This window comes from Rhizobium sp. P2_G9 (assembly GCF_056403475.1).
Map to the genome: position 1 here is coordinate 17,625 of NZ_JBFUFK010000073.1, position 24,074 is coordinate 41,698.

At 59.5% G+C, this 24,074-nt stretch carries 19 protein-coding genes; 7 read left to right on the forward strand and 12 right to left on the reverse strand.

The genetic code is table 11. From position 1 onward, the window contains the following. Window positions 1-351: 351 nt before the first annotated feature. The 7 genes from recJ to AC1DYF_RS37215 all read right to left on the reverse strand — a co-directional run bounded on the left by recJ (window position 352) and on the right by AC1DYF_RS37215 (window position 9,904). The gene (recJ, locus tag AC1DYF_RS37185; RefSeq protein ID WP_477883555.1) at window positions 352-2,160 is read right to left on the reverse strand and encodes a single-stranded-DNA-specific exonuclease RecJ; all 1,809 of its coding nucleotides are present in this window, start codon (window positions 2,158-2,160) and stop codon (window positions 352-354) included. A gap of 57 nt (window positions 2,161-2,217) precedes the next feature. Then, window positions 2,218-3,540, reverse strand: coding sequence for a homoserine dehydrogenase (locus AC1DYF_RS37190; protein WP_477883557.1), 1,323 nt, complete (start codon window positions 3,538-3,540; stop codon window positions 2,218-2,220). Between the two features lie 23 nt (window positions 3,541-3,563). After that, window positions 3,564-4,787 carry an LL-diaminopimelate aminotransferase gene (locus tag AC1DYF_RS37195; protein ID WP_477883558.1) on the reverse strand — a complete coding sequence of 408 codons (1,224 nt, stop codon included), beginning with the start codon at window positions 4,785-4,787 and terminating at the stop codon, window positions 3,564-3,566. A gap of 106 nt (window positions 4,788-4,893) precedes the next feature. Then, entirely contained in the window at window positions 4,894-6,696 is a 1,803-nt protein-coding gene (locus tag AC1DYF_RS37200; protein WP_477883560.1) for a calcium-binding protein, read from the reverse strand. A 248-nt stretch (window positions 6,697-6,944) separates the two neighbouring features. Continuing rightward, window positions 6,945-8,747: a hypothetical protein gene (locus AC1DYF_RS37205; protein ID WP_477883562.1), complete on the reverse strand. Its 1,803-nt coding sequence runs from the start codon at window positions 8,745-8,747 to the stop codon at window positions 6,945-6,947. A 182-nt stretch (window positions 8,748-8,929) separates the two neighbouring features. After that, the gene (locus AC1DYF_RS37210; protein WP_477883564.1) at window positions 8,930-9,556 is read right to left on the reverse strand and encodes a LysE family translocator; all 627 of its coding nucleotides are present in this window, start codon (window positions 9,554-9,556) and stop codon (window positions 8,930-8,932) included. A gap of 18 nt (window positions 9,557-9,574) precedes the next feature. After that, window positions 9,575-9,904, reverse strand: coding sequence for a hypothetical protein (locus AC1DYF_RS37215; protein WP_477883566.1), 330 nt, complete (start codon window positions 9,902-9,904; stop codon window positions 9,575-9,577). Between the two features lie 135 nt (window positions 9,905-10,039). On the opposite strand from AC1DYF_RS37215, the gene AC1DYF_RS37220 reads away from it, so the two are divergent. The 3 genes from AC1DYF_RS37220 (at window position 10,040) to radC (ending at window position 13,750) form a co-directional block, all read left to right on the forward strand. After that, the gene (locus AC1DYF_RS37220; protein WP_477883567.1) at window positions 10,040-11,881 is read left to right on the forward strand and encodes a PHA/PHB synthase family protein; all 1,842 of its coding nucleotides are present in this window, start codon (window positions 10,040-10,042) and stop codon (window positions 11,879-11,881) included. A gap of 195 nt (window positions 11,882-12,076) precedes the next feature. Further along, window positions 12,077-12,901, forward strand: a complete 825-nt coding sequence (gene map, locus AC1DYF_RS37225; protein ID WP_477883568.1) for a type I methionyl aminopeptidase — start codon at window positions 12,077-12,079, stop codon at window positions 12,899-12,901. A 36-nt stretch (window positions 12,902-12,937) separates the two neighbouring features. Further along, entirely contained in the window at window positions 12,938-13,750 is an 813-nt protein-coding gene (gene radC / locus AC1DYF_RS37230) for a RadC family protein (protein WP_477883591.1), read from the forward strand. A gap of 307 nt (window positions 13,751-14,057) precedes the next feature. On the opposite strand, the gene AC1DYF_RS37235 is transcribed toward radC, so the two are convergent. The 3 genes from AC1DYF_RS37235 to tpiA all read right to left on the reverse strand — a co-directional run bounded on the left by AC1DYF_RS37235 (window position 14,058) and on the right by tpiA (window position 17,275). After that, window positions 14,058-15,686: a CTP synthase gene (locus AC1DYF_RS37235; protein WP_477883569.1), complete on the reverse strand. Its 1,629-nt coding sequence runs from the start codon at window positions 15,684-15,686 to the stop codon at window positions 14,058-14,060. A 142-nt stretch (window positions 15,687-15,828) separates the two neighbouring features. Beyond that, the gene (gene secG, locus AC1DYF_RS37240) at window positions 15,829-16,392 is read right to left on the reverse strand and encodes a preprotein translocase subunit SecG (protein WP_477883571.1); all 564 of its coding nucleotides are present in this window, start codon (window positions 16,390-16,392) and stop codon (window positions 15,829-15,831) included. A 115-nt stretch (window positions 16,393-16,507) separates the two neighbouring features. After that, entirely contained in the window at window positions 16,508-17,275 is a 768-nt protein-coding gene (gene tpiA, locus AC1DYF_RS37245; protein WP_477883573.1) for a triose-phosphate isomerase, read from the reverse strand. Between the two features lie 221 nt (window positions 17,276-17,496). On the opposite strand from tpiA, the gene AC1DYF_RS37250 reads away from it, so the two are divergent. Continuing rightward, the gene (locus tag AC1DYF_RS37250) at window positions 17,497-19,020 is read left to right on the forward strand and encodes a caspase family protein (protein WP_477883575.1); all 1,524 of its coding nucleotides are present in this window, start codon (window positions 17,497-17,499) and stop codon (window positions 19,018-19,020) included. 113 nt (window positions 19,021-19,133) lie between these two features. Then, the gene (locus AC1DYF_RS37255; protein ID WP_477883576.1) at window positions 19,134-19,748 is read left to right on the forward strand and encodes a hypothetical protein; all 615 of its coding nucleotides are present in this window, start codon (window positions 19,134-19,136) and stop codon (window positions 19,746-19,748) included. On the opposite strand, the gene AC1DYF_RS37260 is transcribed toward AC1DYF_RS37255, so the two are convergent. Further along, window positions 19,740-20,624, reverse strand: coding sequence for an alpha/beta hydrolase (locus AC1DYF_RS37260; protein WP_477883577.1), 885 nt, complete (start codon window positions 20,622-20,624; stop codon window positions 19,740-19,742). The genes AC1DYF_RS37255 and AC1DYF_RS37260 overlap by 9 nt on opposite strands. A gap of 140 nt (window positions 20,625-20,764) precedes the next feature. Here AC1DYF_RS37260 and parE point away from each other — a divergent pair, with 140 nt between their 5' ends. Then, window positions 20,765-22,813, forward strand: coding sequence for a DNA topoisomerase IV subunit B (gene parE, locus AC1DYF_RS37265; protein WP_477883578.1), 2,049 nt, complete (start codon window positions 20,765-20,767; stop codon window positions 22,811-22,813). 163 nt (window positions 22,814-22,976) lie between these two features. Then, window positions 22,977-23,582 carry a PilZ domain-containing protein gene (locus tag AC1DYF_RS37270; protein WP_477883580.1) on the forward strand — a complete coding sequence of 202 codons (606 nt, stop codon included), beginning with the start codon at window positions 22,977-22,979 and terminating at the stop codon, window positions 23,580-23,582. Between the two features lie 3 nt (window positions 23,583-23,585). On the opposite strand, the gene AC1DYF_RS37275 is transcribed toward AC1DYF_RS37270, so the two are convergent. Next, a complete protein-coding gene (locus AC1DYF_RS37275; RefSeq protein ID WP_477883581.1) occupies window positions 23,586-23,894 on the reverse strand; it encodes a hypothetical protein in 309 nt (102 codons plus the stop codon). Window positions 23,895-24,074 lie beyond the last annotated feature (180 nt).

The window sequence follows — 24,074 nt, forward strand, 5'->3', positions numbered from 1 at the left end:
CGCGCAACTTTGCCCCAGCAGGTTAACCTGCAGAAGCAGGCAAGTCTATAGCCGCAAAATTCCCGCGGTCCGGCAACAGCTTCGTTTCGTTAATTTGCAAAGCGTCATCACTAGTCTTGTGCGTTGCAGCATGCCGCCGCGCAGATCAGCATCCGTTCTCAGTGCACACGGTCCGCGACTTCGATTTACTTCCGCCCTATGCTGGAAAACACGGACTTTCACCGGGGCACATCGCCACGGCTAGTCGAAGCATGTCTTACGAAAGCGCGTGCGCTCTCTCGAAAAAGCCATGCATTCACGTCGGTCGCTTATACATCGAATGGTGAAGCCGGCTTGGACGAATGTCTGATATCAAACCATCTGCGGCCGCGCCGCATCCATGATCCGAAACTGGATGCGCTTCTGCCCCTGCCAGAATTCCGCCGACAGAGAGCCGGCCACATGGATCTGCTCGCCGCGCGACGAGAGCAGCAGCCGGCCGAGATCGGTATCGCCGGCGCGAAAAGCCATGCCTTCGATGCGGCCGCCATCCGGCCCTTCGAGCGTGGTTTTGATATGGTTGGTGCCGATGAAGCGGCTGTCCGTCACGCGGTGCATCGGCATGGCGAAGATCGGCTGCGAATGGCCGGAACCGTAGGGGCCGGCGGATTCCAGCTGGTCGCAGAAATCATAGCTGGCGCCGGAGGCGGAGAGTGCGCCATCGATCTTGAGCGTCCGGTTGGAGGTGAGATGCGACACGGTTTCGTTCGCCGCTTCCTCGAAGAAGGCGCGGACAGCGCCCAATCTGGCGCGTTCGACGGTGAGCCCGGCGGCCATGGCATGTCCGCCACCCTTGATCAGCAGGCCGCTGTCGACGGCGTCGCGCACCATCCGGCCCATGTCGAAACCATTGATCGAACGGCCCGAACCGGTGCCCCTGCCGGATGCATCGAACGCGATGGCAAAGGTCGGACGGTTGAATTTTTCCTTGAGCCGCGCCGCGATCAGCCCGACTATGCCGGGATGCCACTTGTCGCGGGCGGTGACGATCACCGAGGCGCCCTCGCCCGTACCGTATTCGGCCAGCGCTTCGGCTTCCGCCTCGGCCAGCATCTGTTGTTCCATCGCCTGGCGCTCGCGGTTGAGCTCGTCGAGCTTGGCGGCAATCTCCTGCGCATGACCGGGATCGTCGAGCGTCAGGAGGCGCGAGCCCAGCGCCGCATCGCCGATCCGTCCGCCGGCATTGATGCGCGGGCCGACCAGGAAGCCGAGATGATAGGGCGTCACCGGCCCGCCAATGCCGGCTTTGGTGAACAGCGCCGCCAGGCCGGGATTCTGCATATGCCGCGCCGCGATCAGACCCTTGACCACATAGGCGCGGTTCAGGCCCTTGAGCGGCACGACATCGCAAATGGTCGCCAGAGCCACAAGGTCGAGCAGTGCCAGGAGGTCGATGCCGGCGGCGCGCGGGTCGCCGCGTTCGCGCATCAGCCGCTGCAGCGCCACCAGCACCAGGAAGACGACGCCGGCGGCGCAGAGATGCCCCTGCCCCGACAGATCGTCCTCGCGATTGGGATTGACCAGCGCGTGGCAGACCGGCAATTCATGCGTCACCTGGTGGTGATCAATGACGACGACGTCGACGCCGCGCTCATGTGCTGCCGCCAGCGCCTCATGGCTGGTGGAACCGCAATCGACCGTGACGATCAGCTGCGCGCCGTGGTCGATCAGCTGATTGATCGCCGCCGGATTCGGCCCGTAGCCTTCAAAAATACGGTCGGGGATATAGATCGTTGGATCGATGCCGAACTGCCAGAGAAAGCGGTGCATGAGGGCGGCAGACGAAGCGCCATCGACATCATAGTCGCCGAAAATCGCCACGTGTTCATGGCGCTCGATGGCATCGGCGATGCGTTTTGCCGCCGCCTCGCAATCCGTCAGCGTATACGGATCCGGCATAAGGCTGCGGATGGTCGGATCGAGGAAGGCCTCGGCATTATCGACGCTGACGCCACGGCCGGCCAGCACGCGAGCGATCAACTCGGACAGGCCGTGATGCTGCGACATGGSAAGTGCACGGTTCAGCCCCGCCTGGTCGAGACGCGACACCCAGCGCTGGCCGCTGACCGAGCGCTCGACGTTAAGAAATGCCCTTTCGACAGGGTCGACCGCTTCCGCCATGCTACCTCTCTTCACCTGGTCGAGAGGTAAGCACGAATAGAAAACAATTCAAAGCGATCACGCCGCTTTCGGCCGCTCGATGCGGATAACCTGCGGCTTGCCGATCAGATAGCCTTCGCGCTCGATCACGCCGACAGCCTTGCGCACCGATAGCTCGGTCGTTGCATGGGTGACGAGGATCACGGTCTGGCGGTCAGCCGTGTCGCTATGCTGCTTCGGCCGCTGCACGATCGATTCGAGCGAGATGGCATTGTCGGCCATCGCGGTGGCGATGCTGGCGAAAACGCCAGCACGGTCCTCGACGGTGAGCCGGATGAAATAGCCGCCCTCATGGCTGCGGATCTCGCCGCGGACATAGGGATCGAGCTGGAGGGCCGGACGTCCAAGGCTGGGCACGAGTTGGGCGCCCGGACGGCTCTTGGCGATATCGGCAATGTCGCCCATGACCGCCGAGGCCGTGGCATTGCCGCCGGCGCCGGGGCCGACCATCAGGAGTTCGCCGAGCACGTCGGATTCAATCGCTACCGCATTGGTGACGCCATCGACCTGGGCAATTACCGAATCCTGCGGCACCATGGTCGGATGCACGCGCTGTTCGATGCCGGATGGGGTCTTCTGCGCCACGCCGAGCAGTTTGATGCGGTAGCCGAGATCGGCTGCGGCATGGATATCGGCAAGCGAGATATTGGTGATGCCTTCGAGATAGATGTCGTCGGCCGCGATCTTGGTTCCGAAGGCCAGCGTTGTCAGGATCGACAGCTTGTGGGCCGTGTCATTGCCCTCAATGTCGAAAGCCGGATCGGCCTCTGCATAGCCGAGCCGTTGCGCTTCCTTGAGGCAGGCCTCGAAGGACAGCTCCTCGCGCTCCATCCGCGTCAGGATGTAATTGCAGGTGCCGTTCATGATGCCATAGACCCGCGACACCGTGTTGCCGGTCAGCGATTCCCGCAATGCCTTGATCACCGGAATGCCGCCGGCAACCGAGGCCTCGAAATTGAGGATCACGCTCTGCTCTTCGGCGATGGCCGCGAGTTCGACCCCGTGCTTGGCCAGCAGCGCCTTGTTGGCAGTCACCACATGGAGACCGCGCGACAAAGCCGTCTTGACCGCGGTATAGGCCGGGTCGCCGGCGCCGCCCATCAGTTCGACGAACACATCGATCTTGCCATCGCGCGCCATAGCAATGGGATCATCGAACCATTCGGCCTTGGAAAGATCGACGCCGCGGTCGCGGCTCTTGTCGCGGGCGGAGACCGCTGTAACCTCGATCGGCCGGCCGCAGGCCACGGCCAGCATATTGTGGCGCTCACCGAGGATCTTGGCCAGCGAGGCGCCAACAGTTCCCAAACCTGCAATGCCGAGTTTAAGGGCATCAGCCATCATCAATTCCTGTCTTTTAAAATTCAGCTGGCGGATTTCAGCGAGATGACATTGTGCAGCGTCTCGTCAGCGGTACCGAAGAACTTTTTGATACTGCGGGCGGCCTGACGCAGGCGGTGCTCGTTTTCGACCAGCGCGATACGGACATAATCGTCGCCATGCTCGCCGAAGCCGATGCCGGGCGCGACCGCGACATCGGCCTTCTCGATCAGCAGCTTGGAGAATTCGAGGCTGCCGAGATGGCGGAATTTTTCTGGCACGGGCACCCAGGCGAACATCGACGCCTTCGGCGCCGGGATATCCCAGCCGGCGCGGCCAAAGCTTTCAATCATGACGTCGCGCCGGCGCTTGTAGACCTGGCGCACCTCGTCGATATGAACATCGGCGTCGGGATCGTTGAGCGCAGCACTCGCCGCCACCTGGATCGGCGTGAAGGCGCCGTAATCGAGGTAGGATTTCACCCGCGTCAGCGCCGAAATCAGCCGCTCATTGCCGACGGCAAAGCCCATGCGCCAGCCGGCCATGGAGAAGGTCTTCGACATCGAGGTGAATTCGACCGCGACATCCATGGCGCCCGGCACCTGCAGCACCGAGGGAGGCGGATTGCCGTCGAAATAGATTTCCGAATAGGCAAGGTCGGAGAGCACGAAAATGCCATGCCTTTTGGCGAAGGCGACGACGTCCTTGTAGAAATCGAGATCGACGACCGTGGCCGTGGGGTTCGACGGATAGCAGAGCACCATGGCGATCGGCTTGGGAATCGAATGCACCACGGCCCGCTCGAGCGCGCGGAAAAATTCCGCATCCGGCTCGACGGGGATCGAGCGGATCACGCCGCCGACCATCAGGAAACCGAAGGCATGGATCGGATAGGACGGATTCGGGCAGAGCACGACATCGCCCGGCGCCGTGATCGCCTGCGCCATATTGGCAAAGCCTTCCTTGGAGCCCAGCGTTGCCACGACCTGCGTGTCGGGATTGAGCTTCACGCCGAAACGGCGGGCATAGTAATTGGCCTGCGCCTTGCGCAGCCCGGGAATGCCCTTCGAAGAGGAATAGCCATGCGTGTCGGGCCGTTGGACGGATTCGATCAGCTTGTCGACGATGAACTTGTTGGTGGGCAGGTCGGGATTGCCCATGCCGAGATCAATGATGTCGGCCCCGGCGGCTCGGGCCTGTGCCTTCAAACGGTTGACCTGTTCGAACACATAGGGCGGAAGGCGCCTGACCTTGTGAAACTCTTCCATCATTGACCTCGGTGATTGGGATGCGACTTTTTTGATGCCGCAAATCACGCTTTGAGACCAAACGAGGCGAAACGCAAGTGCAAAAAAGGCGCGGCTCGCGGTCCCATCAGAAATGGAACTGCGAGGCGTGCAGGTCTGACATGTCCGTGTGGTCGAGGGTCAGCGTGTCCTTGCCGTGGTGGATGACAAGATCATCGCCGGACACAGTGACATGCGCCATCATCGCATCGAAATCCTTGAATAGCATCGGGCCTTGCGAGAAATCGACGCGATCCTTGCTGGAGAAATCGGTGATCTCGTCCTTGCCGAAATGGCCGTTGAAGATGAAGACGTCGCCGCCGCTATAGCCGCTCAGAACATCATTGCCCTTGCCGCCAGTCAGGAGGTTCTTGCCGTCATCGCCGCCGAGCGTATCGTCATGGGCGGAGCCTTGCAGGTTCTCGAAACCCAGGAGGACATCGCCTTCCGCATCGCCACCGCTCCTCGTATTTGCTTTCAGATCGACGTTGACGGCGTCGGACGAATGCTCGTAGCTCAGCGTATCCTTGCCGCCATTGCCGTTCAGCAGGTCGCCGCCGGCGCCGCCTTCGATGACATTGGCCTTGTTGTCACCATTGAGGATATCGACAAACTGGGTGCCGCGCAGATTCTCGACATTGGAAACGAACGAATAGAGGCCATCGGCACCGTGCACTTTGCCAAGCAACAGGCTGGCTTGGACACCCTTGGCGCCGTTTGGATCGAAAACCAGCGTGTCGATCCCCGCGCCGCCGTCTATCAAGTCCTCGCCGCCCACGCCGTTGAGTATGTTGTTGCCAGCATTACCCGTGATGACGTTGTCGGCGCTGTTGCCGTTGCCATCGATATTCTTGTTGCCGAGCAGGGTCAGGTTCTCGAAATTGTCGGCAAGCGCAAAGGACACCGTGCTCTTCACGGTATCGATGCCGCCGCTATTGGCGTTCTCTCGCAAATCGAAGGTGGTCTTGTCGACGATATAGGTGTCGTTACCGCTCTCGCCCCAAATCTGCGGCGTCATGCCTTGGCCAGTGGTTGCTGTACTGCCCCTCAGATCGATTGTGTCATTGCCGTTGCCGCTGTCGAGCATGCCAACGCCGCTCATGTCACCACCCTTATTCGAAAAGTGGTCGTTGCCGCTGTTGAGAAAGATGTCGCCGTTGACCCTGCCGGTATTGACGAAACTGTCGTTTCCGCTCCTCAGCACGACAGTTCCGTCTATCGTGCCGCTGTTGGAAACCATATCTGCGGTGACGCTGCCCTCGATGGCGGTATCGGGGGATGAGATCATGCCGGCATTGACAAGCGACACTTGCGCGCCTGGCAAGTCGTCGCTGCCGAGCCGAACACCGAAGTCATCGCCGAAGATGAGGCCGCCTTTGACATTGACGATATCCACATTGCCACTCCTCACCCCGATACCAGTGGTCTTGGAAGTGATCGTGCCGTGATTTTCGATCGCCACTCCGTCGGTTTCGTAAACGTAGATGGCGGCGGACGTGCTGCCTGGTCCCGTCGCCGCGATCGTTCCGAAGTTGCGAAATTGCTGCACGCTGTCGGCAATGAATGCGCCGTTTCCATTGATGGCCGTGCTTGTCATCTTGCCGTAATTGGTGAAATTGGTGCCGTCGCCGTCGAGATAGGCTGCAGTGTTGGCCGAGATGTTCGCGTCCTTGCCAACGATGATATCGTTGCCGGCCCCACCTGCGTCGTAAATTCCCTTGTCGATCGTATCGATATCGCCATTGATCAGAACGTGACTATTCTTTGCCGTCGTATCAAGCGCGATTCCGTAACTGACGAATGTCGCTCCTGCGTCGACGAGCCAGGTGTCGCCGTCCGTATCGATATGCAGATCCTGGCTTTGGGCGCCGTTGATCGTATGCAATGCCATTTCAGCCTCCATGAGTTGGTTTCATGAAAAGGAAACGGAAAACGAGCGCGAAATATTCTTCTATTATGAAAATTGTTTCATGTATTTCATTTTTGTAAAAGTGGCGATCACGTCAAAAATAAACGAATTGTTTCACAATGCCGAGACATATGAGGACAGACGCAATAGCCCGAGGTGAAACGTGAGCGCAAAAAAGCGACTCGCGGCCAGGTGCTTTTCCTGGTCGCGAGCCGCGTCCCCCGTTCACCTCAGAAATGGAACTGCGAGGCGTGCAGGTCGGACATGTCCGTGTGGTCGAGTGTCAACGTGTCCTTGCCGTGGTGGATGACGAGATCGTCGCCCGACACCGTGACATGCGCCATCATGGCGTCGAAGTCCTTGAACAGCATCGGGCCTTGCGAGAAATCGACGCGATCCTTGCTGGAGAAATCGGTGATCTCGTCCTTGCCGAAATGGCCGGTGAAGAGGAACACATCAGCCGCACCATAGCCGGTCAGGACATCATTGCCCTTGCCTCCAGTCAGGAGGTTCTTGCCGTCATCGCCGCCGAGCGTATCGTCATGGGCTGAGCCTTGCAGGTTCTCGAAACCCAGGAGGATATCGCCTTCCGCATCGCCACCACTTGCCGTATGCGCTTTCAGATCGATGCTGACGGCGTCGGATGAATGCTCATAGCTCAAAGTGTCCTTGCCGCCATTGCCGTTCAGCAGGTCGCCGCCGGCACCGCCTTCGATGACATTGGCCTTGTTGTCGCCATTGAGGACATCGACAAACTGGGTGCCACGCATATTCTCGATATTGGAAATGAAGGAATAGAGGCCATCGGCACCGTGCACTTTGCCGAGCAACAGGCTGGCCTGGACACCCTTGGCGCCATTCGGGTCGAAGACGAGCGTATCGATACCCGCGCCGCCATCGATCAGGTCCTCGCCACCCATGCCGTTGAGTATGTTGTTGCCGGCATTGCCGGTGATCACATTGTCGGCGCTGTTACCGTTGCCATCGATGTTCTTGTTGCCGAGCAAGGTCAGGTTCTCGAAATTGTCGGCAAGCGCAAAGGACACCGTGCTCTTCACGGTATCGATGCCGCCACCGTTGGCGTTCTCCCGCAAATCGAAGGTGGTCTTATCGACGACATAGGTATCGCTGCCGTCGCCGCCCCAGATCTGCGGCGTCGCACCCTGGCCGGTGGTTGCTATGCCGCCCCTGAGATCGATCGTGTCATTGCCATCGCCACTGTCGAGCATGCCAAAGGCGGTCCAGTTGCCGCCCTTGTTGGAGAAATGGTCGTTGCCGGCACCGAGGAAAATGTCGCCATGGATCACGCCGGTATTGACGAAACTGTCATTGCCATTCCTCAGCCAGACTGTTCCGTTTATCGTACCACTGTTGGATACGATATCTCCCATAGCGCCGCCCTCGATGGCGGTATCGCCGGATGAAATCGTGCCGGCATTGACGAGCGTCGTTCGCGTATCCAGGAAATTGTAGCTGCCGAGCCGAACGCCGAAGTCGTCGCCGGTAATGCTACCACCTTTGAGGTTGACGATGTCGGCATTACCGTCCCTCACCTCTATACCGGTGACCTTGGAACTGATCATGCCATGGTTTTCGATGGTCACCCCCTCGGTCGCTTCAACTTGAACGCCGACCGACTTGACTGCTCCCGTTACCTTGATCGTTCCGAAATTGCGAAATAGCTGTACGCCGCTGGCAAGGTATGCGCCTGTCCCATTGTCGACTGTGCTTCCCATCGTGCCATAGTTGGTGAAATCGGTGCCCTCACCGTTGAGAGAAGCTGCGGTATATGCTGAAATATTCGCGTCCTTGCCGAGAATGATGTTGTTGCCAGAGGTGCCGAACACATCGTAAATTCCGACATCGTCCGTCGAAATCTCGCCGTTAAACAGAACGCGATTGCCGCTCGCCATGTTGTCGAGGACGATCCCGCAGTTCGCGAAAGTGGCCCCACTGTCGATGAGCCATGTATCGCCGATGGTGTCGATCTGCTGAGTCTGGGTCTGAACGCCGTTGATCGTATGCAATGCCATGTTAGCCTCCGTGTGTTTGTTTCACGGAGAAAACGGAGAATTGACGTAAAATATTCGGAGTCTGTGAAATTTTTTGTGTAGATTTCATTTATGAATAGAAAATCCGTACGATTATATGAAATCGCCCTCGACCTGCCGCACAATATCGGAAAATATACGGAGACGAATGTGAGGCTCCCGCCTTACCGTTCTGCGGCCATCCTGACCGCAAAGCAGGCCAGAACCGTGCCCATCAGCCAGCGCTGGATGATCATGACCTTCGGTCGGCTCGCCAGGAAGGCCGCGATCAATCCGGCGACAATGACGATCAGGCAATTGAAGGTGATGCTGACCAGGACCTGGCTAAAGCCGAGCACCAGCGACTGCACAAGCACGCTGCCCCGCTCCGGGTGAATGAACTGCGGCAAAAGCGAGAGATACAGGACGGCGACCTTCGGATTGAGAAGCGCGGTCACAAGGCCCATGGAAAACAGCCTGCGCGGGCTGTCGACCGGCAGGTTCTTCACCTGGAACGGCGAACGGCCACCTGGCCTGACCGCCTGCCATGCGAGATAGAGCAGATAGGCCGCCCCACCAAGCTTCAAGGCTTCATAGGCGAAGGGCACCGCCACGAACAGCGACGTGATGCCGAGTGAAGCGCAACACACATAGAAGACGAGGCCGACCGCAACTCCGACCAGCGAGACTAGGCCCGCGGCCCGCCCCTGCGAGATTGAACGTGAGACGAGATAGACCATGTTCGGCCCGGGCGTCAGCACCATTCCGACGCAGATGAGCGCAAAGATCGCAAGTGTGGAAGCGGCCGGCATATCGAGGACTCCGAAGCGTCAGGTGGCTGGTTTCTCAGGCACTGTGGCCTTGAGCTTGCGCATTTCCTGAACACGTCGCCGATATTCCGCTTCTGAGATCGTGCCGCGGCGGCGCTGGCTCGCAAGACCCGCAAGCTGCGCTTGCTGAGCCTTCGCCTCTTCGTCCGACATCTGGTCCATCGCCGAAGTCAGCGGCTTGGAGAAATCGGGATATTTCGTATCCTTGGGCACGGGTTCGTCGCCTGCGAGCAGCGCCTTGTTCTCGTCGATGGATTGCGAGCAGGCGGAAAGCACCAAAAGCCCACCAATCAGAAGAACGCGGCTCGACAACGATTTCAGCTGCGCCATCGACGCCATATCCGGCTCACTTTCGCCACCAACATGAATTTACGACTTCATTGCTCTAAACGATGGAAATTGCAATGCGCTTCATGCAGAGTAATTCAAACCGAACCAAGCCAATGGCGGAAGAGATGTATCCTCATGAGTGACACCAGCGGCTCCGACGACAAATCCGGCAAGGGAATACCTGGCTTCGATCCCGCCGCATTCGAGCCTTTCGTCGTCAAGAATCCCGAGATGATGACGCTCAACCTGGCGCGATCGCTGGAAAATCTCGGCAAAGCGGCGGGAGAATGGCTGAGGCCTCGCGAGAGCGGCGAGAAGCTGGATACCCTCGATCCGATGACGGACATTGTCCGCACCCTGTCCAAGGTGGTGGAATACTGGGTCGCCGATCCGCAACGATCGCTGCAGGCGCAGACGCTGCTGTTTTCCACTTATTACAATATCTGGATGCGATCTCTGATGCGCGTTTCCGGCGATCAGACGCCGGCCGCGCCACTGGTCCGGGAAGACAAGCGATTCTCGTCAAACGACTGGAAGGACAATCTCTTCTTCGATTTCCTGCGCCAGATCTATACGGTCACCACAGACTGGGCGGAAAAACTTGTCACCAATGCCGATGGCCTGGACGACCACACGCGCCACAAGGCGGCCTTCTATGTCAGGCAGGTGTCCGCGGCGCTGTCGCCGACCAATTTCGTGCTGACCAACCCGGTTCTCTATAAGGAGACGGTGGCACAGAGCGGCGCCAATCTCGTCGAGGGGATGAAGAAGCTCGCCGAGGACATCAAGACCGGCCACGGCGAACTGCGCATCCGCCAGACCGACATGACCAAGTTCAAGGTCGGCGAGAACATGGCGGTGACGCCGGGCAAGGTGATCGCCGAGAACGATCTCTGCCAGATCATCCAGTATGACGCGACGACGCCGGATGTGCTGAAGCGCCCTCTTCTCATCGTCCCGCCCTGGATCAACAAATATTATGTGCTCGATCTCAATCCGCAGAAGTCGTTTATCAAGTGGTGCGTCGAGCAGGGCCATACCGTCTTCGTCGTCTCCTGGGCCAATCCCGATGCCCGGCACGCGCTGAAGGACTGGAATGATTATTCCGCCGAGGGCGTGGATTTCGCCCTCGATACCATCGCCAAGGCCACTGGCGAGAAGGATGTCAACGCCATCGGTTATTGCGTCGGCGGCACCCTGTTGGCGGCAACGCTGGCCCTGCATGCGGCGCGCGGCGACAAGCGCATCAAGACGGTAACTCTGTTCACCACCCAGGTCGATTTCACCCATGCCGGCGACCTCAAAGTCTTCGTCGACGAGGAGCAGGTGCAGGCGATCGAGAAGAGCATGGCCGCCGAGGGTTTTTTGGATGGCTCGAAAATGGCGCTCGCCTTCAACATGCTGCGCGCCTCGGAACTGATCTGGCCCTATTTCGTCAACAACTATCTCAAGGGTCAGGAGCCGACGCCCTTCGACCTTCTCTACTGGAATGCCGATTCGACCCGCATGGCGGCGGCCAATCATTCCTTCTACCTGCGCAACTGCTACCTCAACAACACTCTCGCCCGCGGCGAGATGACATTGGGCGGCAAGCAGCTCGACCTCGGCCAAGTGAAAATCCCGGTCTACAACCTCGCCACCCGCGAGGATCATATCGCGCCGGCCAAGTCTGTCTTCGTCGGCTCAAAGCTGTTCGGCGGCGATGTCACCTATATCGTCTCCGGCTCCGGCCACATTGCCGGCGTCGTCAACCCGCCAGACAAGATGAAATACCAGTATTGGAGCAACGGCCCGGTCGAAGGCGAGTTCGAGGATTGGCTGGCAAACGCCACCGAAAGCGCTGGCTCCTGGTGGCCGCACTGGCATGCCTGGATTCTCGAACATGATGCCAGGAAGGCCAAGCCGCGCATTCCCGGCGGCACCAATCTCAACCCGATCGAGGAGGCACCCGGCTCCTATGTGAAGGTTCGGGTCTAAGCAGGTTCCGGAACAGTGTCCCACGGTTTTCCGACAAGAACCTGCGACAAGACAAAGGATTAAGCGGACTTTAGCTGGCTTGCCAGCGAAAGTCCGCTTAGGGTCCAGGATGCCGCGAATTACAGAAATGCTTGATTGGCCGGTCTGAACCCGGCATAGAGTCCCTCTGGTTCCCGCAAGTGAAAGCTATCCCGCATGGTCACCTATATCGAAGCCTATTCCGCGCCGATGAAGAATACGGGTGTGATCCGTATTTACGGTCCAGAGGATTTCGAGGGCATGCGCAAAGCCTGCCAGCTGACCGCGCGCTGCCTCGATGCTCTGGTGCCGATGGTCCAGCCTGGCGTGACCACCAACGAAATCGACCGCTTCGTTCTGGAATTCGGCCTTGACCACGGGGCACTGCCGGCGACGCTGAATTATCGCGGCTATCGCAAGTCTTCATGCACCTCGATCAATCACGTCGTCTGCCACGGCATTCCCGACGACAAGCCGCTGCGCGAGGGCGACATCGTCAACATCGACGTGACCTATATCCTCGATGGCTGGCATGGCGATTCGAGCCGCAGCTATCCGGTGGGCGAGATCAAGCGCGCCGCCGAACGCCTGCTCGAAGTCACCTATGAATGCCTGATGCGTGGTATCGGCACGGTGCGGCCCGGCGCCCGCACCGGCGCCATTGGCGAAGTCATCCAGAACTATGCCGAACGCGAGCGCTGCTCGGTGGTGCGTGATTTTTGCGGCCATGGCGTCGGCCGCCTGTTTCACGACGCGCCGAACATCCTGCATTACGGTCACGCCAATGAAGGTCCGGAATTGAAGGAAGGCATGATCTTTACCATCGAGCCGATGATCAATCTCGGCCGGCCGCATGTGAAAGTGCTCTCCGACGGCTGGACGGCCGTTACCCGCGACCGCTCTCTTTCGGCTCAGTACGAACACACCGTCGGTGTGACCAAGGATGGCTGCGAAATCTTCACGCTGTCGCCGGCCGGCCTCGATCGTCCGGGCCTGAGCTGAGGAGCCAACATGGCGCGTCGGTCGCAGGGGCCTGGATTGTCGTTGCCATCGGAGGAGTCCATCGAGGCGGCCGCGGAAGCCGAGCCGACCGATGAACGCGGCCTATTCGCCTTCGCCGACACTTTCCCGCAGATAAACTCCAAAAAGCCGCCGGCAAAGACCGAACCGCTCCAGCCCGAGCCGCATTATCACGGCCACCGCGAACGGCTGCGCACGAAATTCCGCGAACTCGGCGACACCGCACTCGCAGATTACGAACTGCTGGAACTCCTGCTCTTCCGCCTGATTCCGCGCCGCGACACCAAGCCCGTCGCCAAAGCCTTGCTCGAACGCTTCGGCACGCTTGCCGGCGTCTTCGGCGCACCGCAGCATTTGCTGGAGGAAGTCAACGGCATCGGCGAAGCGGTCGCGGCCGACATCAAGCTGGTTTCCGCCGTCGCGCACCGTACGCTCAGAAGCGAGATCAAGGGCAAGAAGGTGCTCRGCTCCTGGAAATCGGTCATCGACTACTGCCACCAGGCCATGGCCTACGAAACCAACGAGCAGTTCCGCATCCTGTTTCTCGACAAGCGCAACCAGTTGATTGCCGACGAGGTCCAGCAGCGCGGCACGGTGGATCATGCGCCGGTTTATCCACGCGAGGTCATCAAGCGCGCGCTGGAACTATCGGCCACTGCGATCGTCCTGGTGCACAACCATCCCTCGGGCGACCCGACCCCGTCACGCGCCGATATCGAGATGACGCAGACGATCGTCAGTAGCGCCCAGCCGCTCGGCATCACCGTCCACGATCACATCATCATCGGCAAGGACGGGCACGCCAGCATGAAGAGCCTGCGGCTGTTCTGACATCGCGCTGCGAGCCGGCTATGCAATCAAGAATCGGGATCACAGACCTTCGTCGGCTAATGGCTCTGCCCAAACTATTGTTTAGCCAGGGCGTCGATCGCCATCTGACGCGGTGGTCGGTCAAGATTTTGTCTGCACGAAAGAAATCGCACCAAACCAGCTTTGTTTGGCGCGATTAACCTCTTTGAACCAGTGTCTTCGCCGCAAAAGCTATTGTAAAACATTAGCCGGCCAATCATCGCGATGACGCCGGCCCTGCCCCGCATCCGGTCCCCTGTGCAACCGTATGAAATGATTGAGCGGGCCGTTAAACCAACCGGCTTTGCTCCAGCGCGGCTTCTACGAAGCTGGCAAACAGCGGATGTGGCTCAAATGGCCGGCTCTTCAACTCCGGATGATACTGAACGCCAATGAACCAGGGATGGTCGGCATATTCGATCGTCTCGGGAAGGACGCCGTCCGGCGACATCCCGGAAAACACCAGGCCGCAACCTTCCAACCGCTCCTTATAGTCGACATTGACTTCGTAGCGATGCCGGTGCCGCTCGGAAATTTCGGTCGAACCATAGATGTTGGCGATCCGCGTCTCTTTCTTCAGCACCGCGCGATAGGCGCCGAGGCGCATCGTGCCGCCGAGATCGCCGCTGGCCGAACGCTTCTCCAGCTCGTTACCCTTGATCCATTCGGTCATCAGACCGACGACGGGCTCCTTGGTCTTGCCGAATTCCGTAGATGATGCGCCTTCGATGCCAGCCAGGCTGCGGGCTGCCTCGACGACGGCCATCTGCATGCCGAAGCAGATACCGAAATATGGCACCTTGCGTTCACGGGCAAAGCGCGCCGCCCGGATCTTGCCTTCCGAACCACGCTCGCCGAACCCGCCCGGCACGAGGATGCCATGCACCTTTTCGAGATAGGGCGACGGGTCTTCCTTCTCGAAGATCTCCGATTCGATCCATTCGAGATTGACCTTGACCTGGTTGGCGATGCCGCCGTGATAGAGTGCCTCGATCAGCGACTTATAGGCATCCTTGAGGCCGGTATATTTGCCGACGATGGCGATCGTGACGGTGCCTTCCGGATTGCGGATGCGGCGCGCCACCTCGTCCCAGGCCTCCATGCGCGGCTGCGGCGCCGGCTCGATACCGAAGGCGGCAAGAACCTCGTCGTCCAGGCCTTCCTTGTGATAGGCGATCGGCACGTCATAAATGCTCTGCACGTCCAATGCCTGGATAACGGCAGACGGCCGCACATTGCAGAACAGCGACAGCTTTTTGCGCTCCGCTTCGGGAATCTCCCGGTCGGCGCGCACAAGCAGGATGTCGGGATGGATGCCGAGGGCCTGCAATTCCTTGACGGAATGCTGCGTGGGTTTTGTCTTGAGCTCGCCCGCCGCCGGAATGAACGGCATCAGCGTCAGATGGACATAAACAGCGGTGTGTCGCGGCAGGTCGTTGCCGAGCTGCCGGATCGCTTCGATGAACGGCATGGCCTCGATGTCGCCGACCGTGCCGCCGATTTCGCAGATGACGAAATCGTAGCTCTGATTGCCCTCGGTGACGAAATCCTTGATCTCGTTGGTCACATGCGGAATGACCTGGACGGTGGCGCCGAGATAGTCGCCGCGCCGCTCCTTGTCGATGATGTTCTTGTAGATGCGACCGGTGGTGATGTTGTCGGTCTTGGTCGCCGAGCGACCGGTGAAGCGCTCGTAGTGACCAAGATCGAGGTCGGTCTCGGCGCCGTCATCGGTGACGAACACTTCACCGTGCTGCGTTGGGCTCATCGTGCCGGGATCGACATTCAGATAAGGATCGAGCTTCCGGAGCCGAACCCTATATCCACGGGCCTGGAGCAACGCTCCAAGAGCGGCGGCGRCAATCCCCTTACCAAGAGAGGAAACCACACCGCCAGTGATGAAAACATATCGCGCCATGGGCTTTAATCCCTAATTCGTCCCGGCTGATTCCGCCAGACTTAAATTGAACACGGGCTGTTTTTCCAAAAATTGCGTTGCCGCAAATCCAACAAAAAACCGGCGGGTCAAGCCCGCCGGTTTTTCATCCCAACCCGGGAAATCACTTGGCCGTTGCCGGCTTCTGATCGGTCGTCGTCGTCGCCGGCTTTACCGTTGTTGCGTTGTCTGCCGGCTTCACGTCTGTCTTGGTGTCAGCCGGCTTGACCTCGGTCTTGGTGTCCGCCGGTTTCGTCTCGGTCTTCACGTCGGCCGGCTTGCTGTCCGTCTTCGTGTCGGCGGGCGTGCTGGTGTCGGTGTTGTCGCCGGTCAGCGGAATGTCGTTGTTGTTGGCCGGCTTCTGTTCGGTCTTCTTTTCGTCCGGCTTCTTGCCGCCGAGCGAATTCAACAGGCTCTTGTCGCCCTGCGTCGTGCTGGGCAGCTTGTCGAGAATGTCGCTCGGCTTCGCTTCGTAGCGCGCCAGAAGGCCGAGCGCGAGCGAGGTGGCGAAGAACAAAGCAGCGAGAATCGCCGTCGTGCGGGTCAGCGCATTGGCAGCACCTCGTGCCGTCATGAAACCCGATCCACCGCCGATGCCGAGGCCACCGCCTTCGGAACGCTGGATTAGCACGACGCCGACAAGCGCCAGCACGATCATCAGATGGATCACGATCAAAACGGTCTGCATACATCCATTCCCGCCCGGATCTTGCCGGACATGAGCTCACAGTTGGCGCGCTCTTACACGAGGCTTTGACAATTTGAAAGCCCCCAGCGCGCGGATTCAATCGATGGTAAGAACCTCAGGCGAGGAGGTTTTCGTAGACCCTGCAAATGGCGAGGAAGTCGGAGGATTTCAAGCTTGCCCCGCCGATCAGTGCGCCGTCGACATTATCGACCGCCATAAGTTCGGCAGCATTCGCAGGCTTGACCGAGCCGCCATAGAGCAATCGCATCTTCCCGCCTTCCTTGCCAAACCGTGACCGCAACTGGTCGCGCAGGAATGCATGCGCCTCGGCGACATCGGCCACCGTGGGCGTAACACCCGTGCCGATCGCCCAGACCGGCTCATAGGCAATCACCGTGTTGGCGGCGGTAGCGGCGTCGGGCACGGAACCGGCCAACTGACCCAGAAGCACGTCGAGTGTGGCGCCGGCGGTACGTTCGGCCTCGGTCTCGCCGATGCAGATGATCGCTTCGAGCCCTGCGGCATGCGCGGCCTCAGCCTTGGCACGGATCAGTGTATCGGTCTCGCCCTGCAGGATGCGGCGTTCCGAATGACCGACGATGACATGCGTGCCGAAACTGTCGGCGACCATCTCGGCCGACACTTCGCCGGTGAAAGCGCCTGATATCTGCGGGTGGCAGTCCTGCGCACCGATCTTCAGCGGGCTGTCGGTGACAAGCGCCGTCGCGACATAAAGAAGCGTCACGGGAGGGCAGATCAGCGTGTCGATCTTCGACGACAGCGGGCCTACTCCCTCGGCCATGGCTTTCAATTCCGGCAAGGACTGGCGCAGGCCATTCATCTTCCAATTGCCGGCGACCAGCGGACGCACATCCGGTGTCATTGTTGCCCTCCTTGATTAAAGTGTCACAGCCTGTATCAGAACCCAGAAAAATATCGCAAGCAAAACTTCCTAAAGGGCATCAGCGCCTTGGCAAAAACGCAATCCGGTGCATAAGAATAAGCGCATAGAATAAATGAGAAGCATTGACCGTACTCCTTTCATAGATTTCAATATCAATCGAATATCGGCTGACATCCGCCGTCGATAAAGGAACACTGGCTATGCGTGCCCTCTCCCGCCCCACCCGGCTTGCTATGGGATTGCTGGCAACGTTCTTTCTCTTCGTCGCGGCGATTGCGGCGGAAGCCAGCCCGCGCATCGCGCTTGTCATCGGCATGGCGAAATACGAGAATATTCCGGGCCTGGCCAACACGGTGAGCGACGCCACCGCGATTGCCGACAAACTCAAGACGCTCGGCTTCGACGTCCATACCTCGATCGACCAGCCGCTCGCCTCGCTGGTCGATACCATCAACAAGTTTTCCTTCCAGGCCGAGACGGCCGATATCGCCATGGTCTACTATGCCGGTCACGGCGTCGAACTCAACGGCGAGAACTTCCTGATTCCCGTCGACCTCAAGATCACCAAGCCCGAGGAAATCGGCTCGCAGGCGATCACGCTCAGAATGCTGCTGAAATCGGTGGAAAACGCCCGCAAGCTCAGGATCGTCATCCTCGATTCCTGCCGCAACAATCCTTTCGCCAACTGGCCGGTTCAGGAGGTCGCCAAGGCAACCTCGGCGAATTACCAGACCGGCGAGGTCACCAAGCTGCGCAGTGGCGGCCTGGCGACGCCCTCGGTCGACCGCGGCATGATGGTCGTTTATTCGGCCAAGGATGGCGAGGTCGCGCTTGACGGCGACGGCGCCCACAGCCCCTTCGCCCAGGCGCTGCTCAACGAGCTGCCGGCCCGCAATGTCGAAATCGGCATGATGTTCCGCAAGGTGCGCGACGATGTCATGGCCGAGACGACGAACAAGCAGGAGCCGCATTTCTACGGCTCGCTGTCCAGCACGCCCTATTTCCTCGCCGGTTCGGACCTCAATGTCGCTTCGCTGAGCGACCGGCAAGCCGCCTGGAGCGCGCTCAAACCCGATCAGGAACTGCAGCTCGCGTCACTCGCCGATGCAGGCAATACACGTGCGATGATCGGTCTCGCCTATATGTCGCTGGCACCGGATAAATCACGTTTCAAGCCGGAACGCGCCTTCGATCTCTTTTCCCGCGCCTCGATGAAGGGTGACGCGGAAGCGATGTTCGAACTCGGGAAACTCTATGAAAAGGGTATCGGCACGAACCAGGATTTTGCCAAAGCGCTGGAACTGTACCGGAAAGCGGCCGATCTCGGTTTTGCCGATGCACTCAACGATCTGGGCTTCCTCTATTATCAGGGCGCGACCGGCCTGCCACGCGACCAGGCCAAAGGCATCCAGCTTTTCCTCAAGGCCGCCGACATGCGCCATCCGCAGGCCATGTACAACGTCGCCTCTTTGATCGATGATGGCGTGATCAAGGGCAAGACATCCGATGATGCCGCCCGCTATCTCTATGCGTCGCTACGCTCGGGGGTGAAGGACGTGCTCGACCAGTTGACCGAACGGCCGAACCAGTTCAAGCCTGCGACCCGCAAGGCGCTGCAGCAGCTGCTGGCCGAAAACAAATTCTATGCAGGCGGCATTGACGGCAATATCGGCAAGGGCACGCAACGCAGTTTGCGGCTGGCGTTCGGCGAGACCGTCCAGTAGCCAATTCAGGGGACTTATCGGACATGTGGAAGAAATCCGCGGATATTGCCTTGAGAGCAGCACTTCTGGTCTCTGTTGCAGCTTTTGACGTTGCGCCAGCGGCGGCGTCCATCATGCCGACAACGAATCCGGCCGGTGCCACCGACACGGCCGGCGACTTCCCGGTCGGCGTGCCGGATTTCGCACCGCTGATCCTGGCGCAGTCGGTCGACCATCCAGGTGGGCAAACTGGGGGCAACGATCACTCGACCGACAGCCAGGTCGGCGTTCGTCTCAGCGCGACGATGACGCACAAGGTGGTCCTCGACCTGAATTCGATCCGCAAGGAATGCGGCCATTATGACGAGGCCTACCGTATCGATTGCCTTCGCCAGGGCATCGACATGCTGGCGGCGTCGCTACCGGACAACAGCGAATACCGCGACGTCAAGCGCATCCTGAAAAAGGCCGGCGGCAAGCTCGGTCGCATCGTCGACACCTACCAGGATTCGTCGAAGCCGAAGCTGGACGCACCAGCGAACGCCAATCCCCGCTTCCGCTCGCGCCGCCACTACACCGCCATCCGTCGCGCCGCGGAGCCAGAGGCCATGGCCAAGGCGCAGAAGGTTATCGACGAGGCGGCGACTCAGCTGCTGCGCTCGAGCGAAAATTCCGAACTCCGCTACGCGCACTACCAGCAGATTTCGGCGGCCGTCAACTCCACCAAGGTCCTGCTGCGTTCATCCTGAGACACGGAAAATCCAGTTGAGACTGTCGCGCCAGTCCGTCATGCGGATTGGCGTGCCATGGTTTCCGGTCTGGAACAGCACGAAACGCGTCGGATAATTCTCCGCGAACAGCGATTTGTAGAGCTTGATCTGGTCCGTGGCCGCGTAGACCGGGTCAATCGAACCATGACTGAAGAACATCGGCAGCTTCGCCTGATAGGCAGCCGTTTTCGGGAAATTGGGATCGGAAATGCCGCTCATGATCATCATGCCGGATAGCTGGCCGACAACCGTGGCGTCGCGGGTCAGCCGCCAGCAGATCAGCGTCCCCATCGACGCACAGGACAGCACGATCTTGGCATGCGGCGCGTTTGCGTGGATATAATCGATCAGTGCCGCAACGTCGCCGGTGCCGCGATCCTCGAAATCCTTGGCGCTCGCGGTGAAATAGACGCCGCCATTGTCGGAGGCGAGGTTCTTCAGCCGGTTGAAATTGCCGCCGAACGTATAGTCGTTGGCGCCGAGCTTGCGGTCGCCGCCGCGGCCATGGATGAAGATGACGGCGAATTTTGCCGTCGGCAGTTTTCCAACGCGGAACACATCGACCTTGTGGCCGGCATTCTCCACCGTCTCATAGTGCTGCGACCATGTCACGCCGAGCGAGACATATTTCCCCTTGACCTTATGCTCGGGGATCTCGTCGCGGCCGTAGATGTCACGCTTCTTATTGTAGTCGACGGTGATGAAGGCGCCGCCATCCTCCTGGGCCAGGATGCCGGGATAGGCGAACAGGTCGTCCTCATAGCTCTTGAGCTCCAGCGCCGTGGCCCCATATGCAGGAAGAGCAAGGATAAGAGCGGCTGCAGCGAGCCGGCGGATCATATCAATTGTGGACATCGCGTCCCTTTCCCGATAGAGCCCGGCTGGCATCTTGCCAATGGAGCCTTGCTAACGCAGTTTCCTGGTTATTCGCGAACTCTCAGCCTTCTGGCAGAATCATGTGATTCGCGGAACCAACGATCTCCGAACTGGAACAGATGAGCCAAGCCCTGAATCTCTTCGACGACATGCCCGAAGCCCCCAAACCGGAGCGTCAGACCGTGATACCGGCCAAGGCAGCGGCACCCGCCCCCATCCAGCCCGTAGCGGATAAATCCGGCGAGGACTATGGCGCATCTTCGATTCGCGTGCTCGAAGGGCTGGAACCGGTGCGCATGCGGCCGGGCATGTATATCGGCGGCACCGACGAAAAGGCGCTGCATCATCTGTTCGCCGAAGTCATCGACAACTCCATGGACGAGGCTGTGGCTGGCCACGCCAACTTCATCGATGTCAATCTCGACGCCGAGGGATATCTGACCGTCACCGACAATGGCCGCGGCATCCCGGTTGAAAACCATCCGCAGGTGCCCGGCAAGTCGACGCTCGAAGTGATCATGACCAAGCTGCATGCCGGCGGCAAGTTCGATGGCAAAGCTTATGAGACCTCGGGCGGTCTGCACGGCGTCGGCGTCTCGGTGGTCAATGCGCTCAGCGATTTCGTCGAGGTTGAGGTCGCCCGCAACAAGCGGCTCTATCGCCAGCGCTTTTCCCGCGGCATTCCGCAAGGGCCCCTCGAAGAACTGGGCGAAGTGCACAATCGCCGCGGCACGCGGACGCGCTTTCATCCCGATGCGCAGATTTTCGGTGCACATGCCAAGTTCGACCCGGGCCGCATTTTCCGCATGGCCCGTTCCAAGGCCTACCTGTTCGGCGGTGTCGAAATCCGCTGGTCCTGCACCCCTGAACTGGTCGAAGGCACGGATGTGCCCGACAAGGCGGTGTTCCACTTCCCTGGCGGCCTCAAGGATTATCTCGCCGCCCAGATCGGCAAGGAATTCACCGTCACCCGCGAGATCTTCTCCGGCAAGACGGAAAAGTCCGGCGGCCATGGCTCGATCGAATGGGCCGTGACCTGGTATGGCGGCGACATGATGCTGCATTCCTATTGCAACACTATCCCCACGCCCGAGGGCGGCACGCATGAAGCCGGTTTCCGCATCGCGCTGACCAAGGGCCTCAAGGCCTATGCCGAGCTCACCAACAACAAGCGCGCCGCCGGCATCACCACCGATGACGTGATGATTTCCGCCGCCGGCATGCTCTCGGTCTTTATCCGCGAGCCGGAATTCGTCGGCCAGACCAAGGACCGGCTGGCAAGTGTCGAAGCACAACGCATCGTCGAAAACGTCATCCGCGACCCCTTCGACCACTATCTCGCCGACAATCCGAACGAAGCTGACAAGCTGCTCGACTGGGTGATCGAGCGTTCCGAGGAGCGGCTCCGCCGCCGCAAGGAAAAGGAAGTCAACCGCAAGACTGCAGTGCGCAAGCTGCGCCTGCCCGGCAAGCTCGCCGATTGCTCGCAGAATACCGCCGACGGCGCCGAACTCTTCATCGTCGAAGGCGACTCGGCCGGCGGCTCGGCGAAGCAGGCGCGAAATCGTACCAACCAGGCGATCCTGCCGTTGCGGGGCAAGATCCTCAATGTCGCCAGCTCCGGCCGGGAGAAGCTTGGCGCCAACCAGCAGATTTCCGACCTGATCCAGGCGCTCGGCTGCGGCACGCGCACGAAATATCGCGAAGAGGACCTGCGCTACGACCGCGTCGTCATCATGACCGATGCCGATGTCGACGGCGCCCACATCGCCTCGCTGCTGATCACCTTCTTTTATCAGGAAATGACCGACCTCGTCCGCAAGGGCCATCTCTTTCTCGCCGTGCCGCCGCTCTACCGCATCACGCAGGGCGGCAAGACGCTTTATGCCCGCGACGACCTGCATCGCGCCGAGCTGATGGAGAAGGAATTCACCGGTCGCGGCAAGGTCGAGGTCGGCCGCTTCAAAGGCCTCGGCGAAATGACCGCACAGCAGCTCAAGGAAACCACAATGGATCCCAGGAGTCGCACGCTGTTGCGTGTCGAGATCGACGAGGTGGATTTCGAAGGCACGCGCGGCGCAGTCGACAGCCTGATGGGCACCAAGCCGGAGGCCCGCTTCCGCTTCATCCAGGAACGTGCGGCGTTTGCCGAGAACCTCGATATTTAGCAATTGATAATTGTCAGTCTTCTAATGATTGTCGCGCTGGCAAACCGGCGCGGCAATCGTGCCATTTTGGCCCTCTTCACACACAGAATTGAAGCGCCGGCGACACGCTTTGTTAACGCCGCGCCGATTACAATTGGGGTGCCCATGAAGAGTGAGCCATGACATGCCCGCATTCCAGACTGCTGCAGCTTCCACGCCGATGGTTGATACCCGTGCCTTTCAGCGCGTGGTCGTCAACCTGCAAGGACGATTGATGCTTGCGGACCTGTCGGAATTCGATTGCAAGGCCATCGACATGTCGCCGGGCGACATCCATTTCCAATGCACGGCCTTCCCGCAGGTCGGCGAGCGCATCATTGCCTATGTCGATCATATCGGCCGTCTTGAAGGTGCGGTGGTCAAGCTTGTCGATCACGGCTTCATCGTCTCGCTGCAGGCGACCGAACGCAAACGTGAAAAGCTCGCCGCACAGCTGACCTGGCTTGCCAACAAGCAGGAACTCGGCTTGCCGGAAGACCGCCGGCATGAGCGTATCGCGCCGCGCTCGGCCCGGTCGGAACTCGGCCTCGACGATGGCCGCGTCTATCCTTGCCGCATCATCGACCTTTCCATGTCCGGCGCCGCGGTCGAGATCGAAGTCCGTCCCGCCATGGGCACGCCGGTCCGCCTCGGCAACATGCGCGGCCGCGTTGTTCGTCATTTCCAGGAAGGCGTGGCGATCGAATTCCTGAGCCAGTTGAGCCGAGAGAGTTTCGAAGCTTATCGATAAGCTTTACCGGCTTTCGGACTGTATCGGCCGGCCTCGCGCCGGCCTTTCCATTCGTGGCGACGATATCGACTGTTCCAGTTTGAGCCGTAGAGCCATCATTTCAGCCCAATCGCGCCACGATTCCGCCGCGGCCATCAAAAAAAGATTCAACATTTTTTCGGCGGCCAATAACGCTTCATCGCCACAAAATGCCTCGCGGCAGGTCACACGGCCCATCCTTTCATAATCGCGATTTTTGCAAAGCAACAGCAACGGGCAAAAAAGCGAGCGGCATGTGACATCCCGCAAAACTGGGCTTGAAAAAATATCCATGTTTTTCAGCGTGCTAAACGCCTTTCACTCAAATTCGCATCAATTGCTCCGACAATTTGAGGCGAATTCTCTTCGAATGAAATTCAAATGAAGATAAAATGAATCTAAAGTATTATTCAAAATAGATTATCGTTTTATATTTATGCAATTCAATTTAATACTTGATTTTACGGTTGTTTT

Coding starts and splice junctions, on each gene's coding strand:
- AC1DYF_RS37220 (WP_477883567.1), top strand. CDS start 10,040: ATGAGTGACACCAGCGGCTCCGACGACAAATCCGGCAAGGGAATACCT.
- AC1DYF_RS37190 (WP_477883557.1), bottom strand. CDS start 3,540: ATGGCTGATGCCCTTAAACTCGGCATTGCAGGTTTGGGAACTGTTGGC.
- AC1DYF_RS37210 (WP_477883564.1), bottom strand. CDS start 9,556: ATGCCGGCCGCTTCCACACTTGCGATCTTTGCGCTCATCTGCGTCGGA.
- tpiA (WP_477883573.1), bottom strand. CDS start 17,275: ATGACACCGGATGTGCGTCCGCTGGTCGCCGGCAATTGGAAGATGAAT.
- secG (WP_477883571.1), bottom strand. CDS start 16,392: ATGCAGACCGTTTTGATCGTGATCCATCTGATGATCGTGCTGGCGCTT.
- AC1DYF_RS37260 (WP_477883577.1), bottom strand. CDS start 20,624: ATGTCCACAATTGATATGATCCGCCGGCTCGCTGCAGCCGCTCTTATC.
- AC1DYF_RS37200 (WP_477883560.1), bottom strand. CDS start 6,696: ATGGCATTGCATACGATCAACGGCGCCCAAAGCCAGGATCTGCATATC.
- AC1DYF_RS37255 (WP_477883576.1), top strand. CDS start 19,134: ATGCCGACAACGAATCCGGCCGGTGCCACCGACACGGCCGGCGACTTC.
- parE (WP_477883578.1), top strand. CDS start 20,765: ATGAGCCAAGCCCTGAATCTCTTCGACGACATGCCCGAAGCCCCCAAA.
- AC1DYF_RS37195 (WP_477883558.1), bottom strand. CDS start 4,787: ATGGAAGAGTTTCACAAGGTCAGGCGCCTTCCGCCCTATGTGTTCGAA.
- AC1DYF_RS37250 (WP_477883575.1), top strand. CDS start 17,497: ATGCGTGCCCTCTCCCGCCCCACCCGGCTTGCTATGGGATTGCTGGCA.
- AC1DYF_RS37215 (WP_477883566.1), bottom strand. CDS start 9,904: ATGGCGCAGCTGAAATCGTTGTCGAGCCGCGTTCTTCTGATTGGTGGG.
- AC1DYF_RS37270 (WP_477883580.1), top strand. CDS start 22,977: ATGCCCGCATTCCAGACTGCTGCAGCTTCCACGCCGATGGTTGATACC.
- AC1DYF_RS37205 (WP_477883562.1), bottom strand. CDS start 8,747: ATGGCATTGCATACGATCAACGGCGTTCAGACCCAGACTCAGCAGATC.
- map (WP_477883568.1), top strand. CDS start 12,077: ATGGTCACCTATATCGAAGCCTATTCCGCGCCGATGAAGAATACGGGT.
- AC1DYF_RS37275 (WP_477883581.1), bottom strand. CDS start 23,894: ATGGATATTTTTTCAAGCCCAGTTTTGCGGGATGTCACATGCCGCTCG.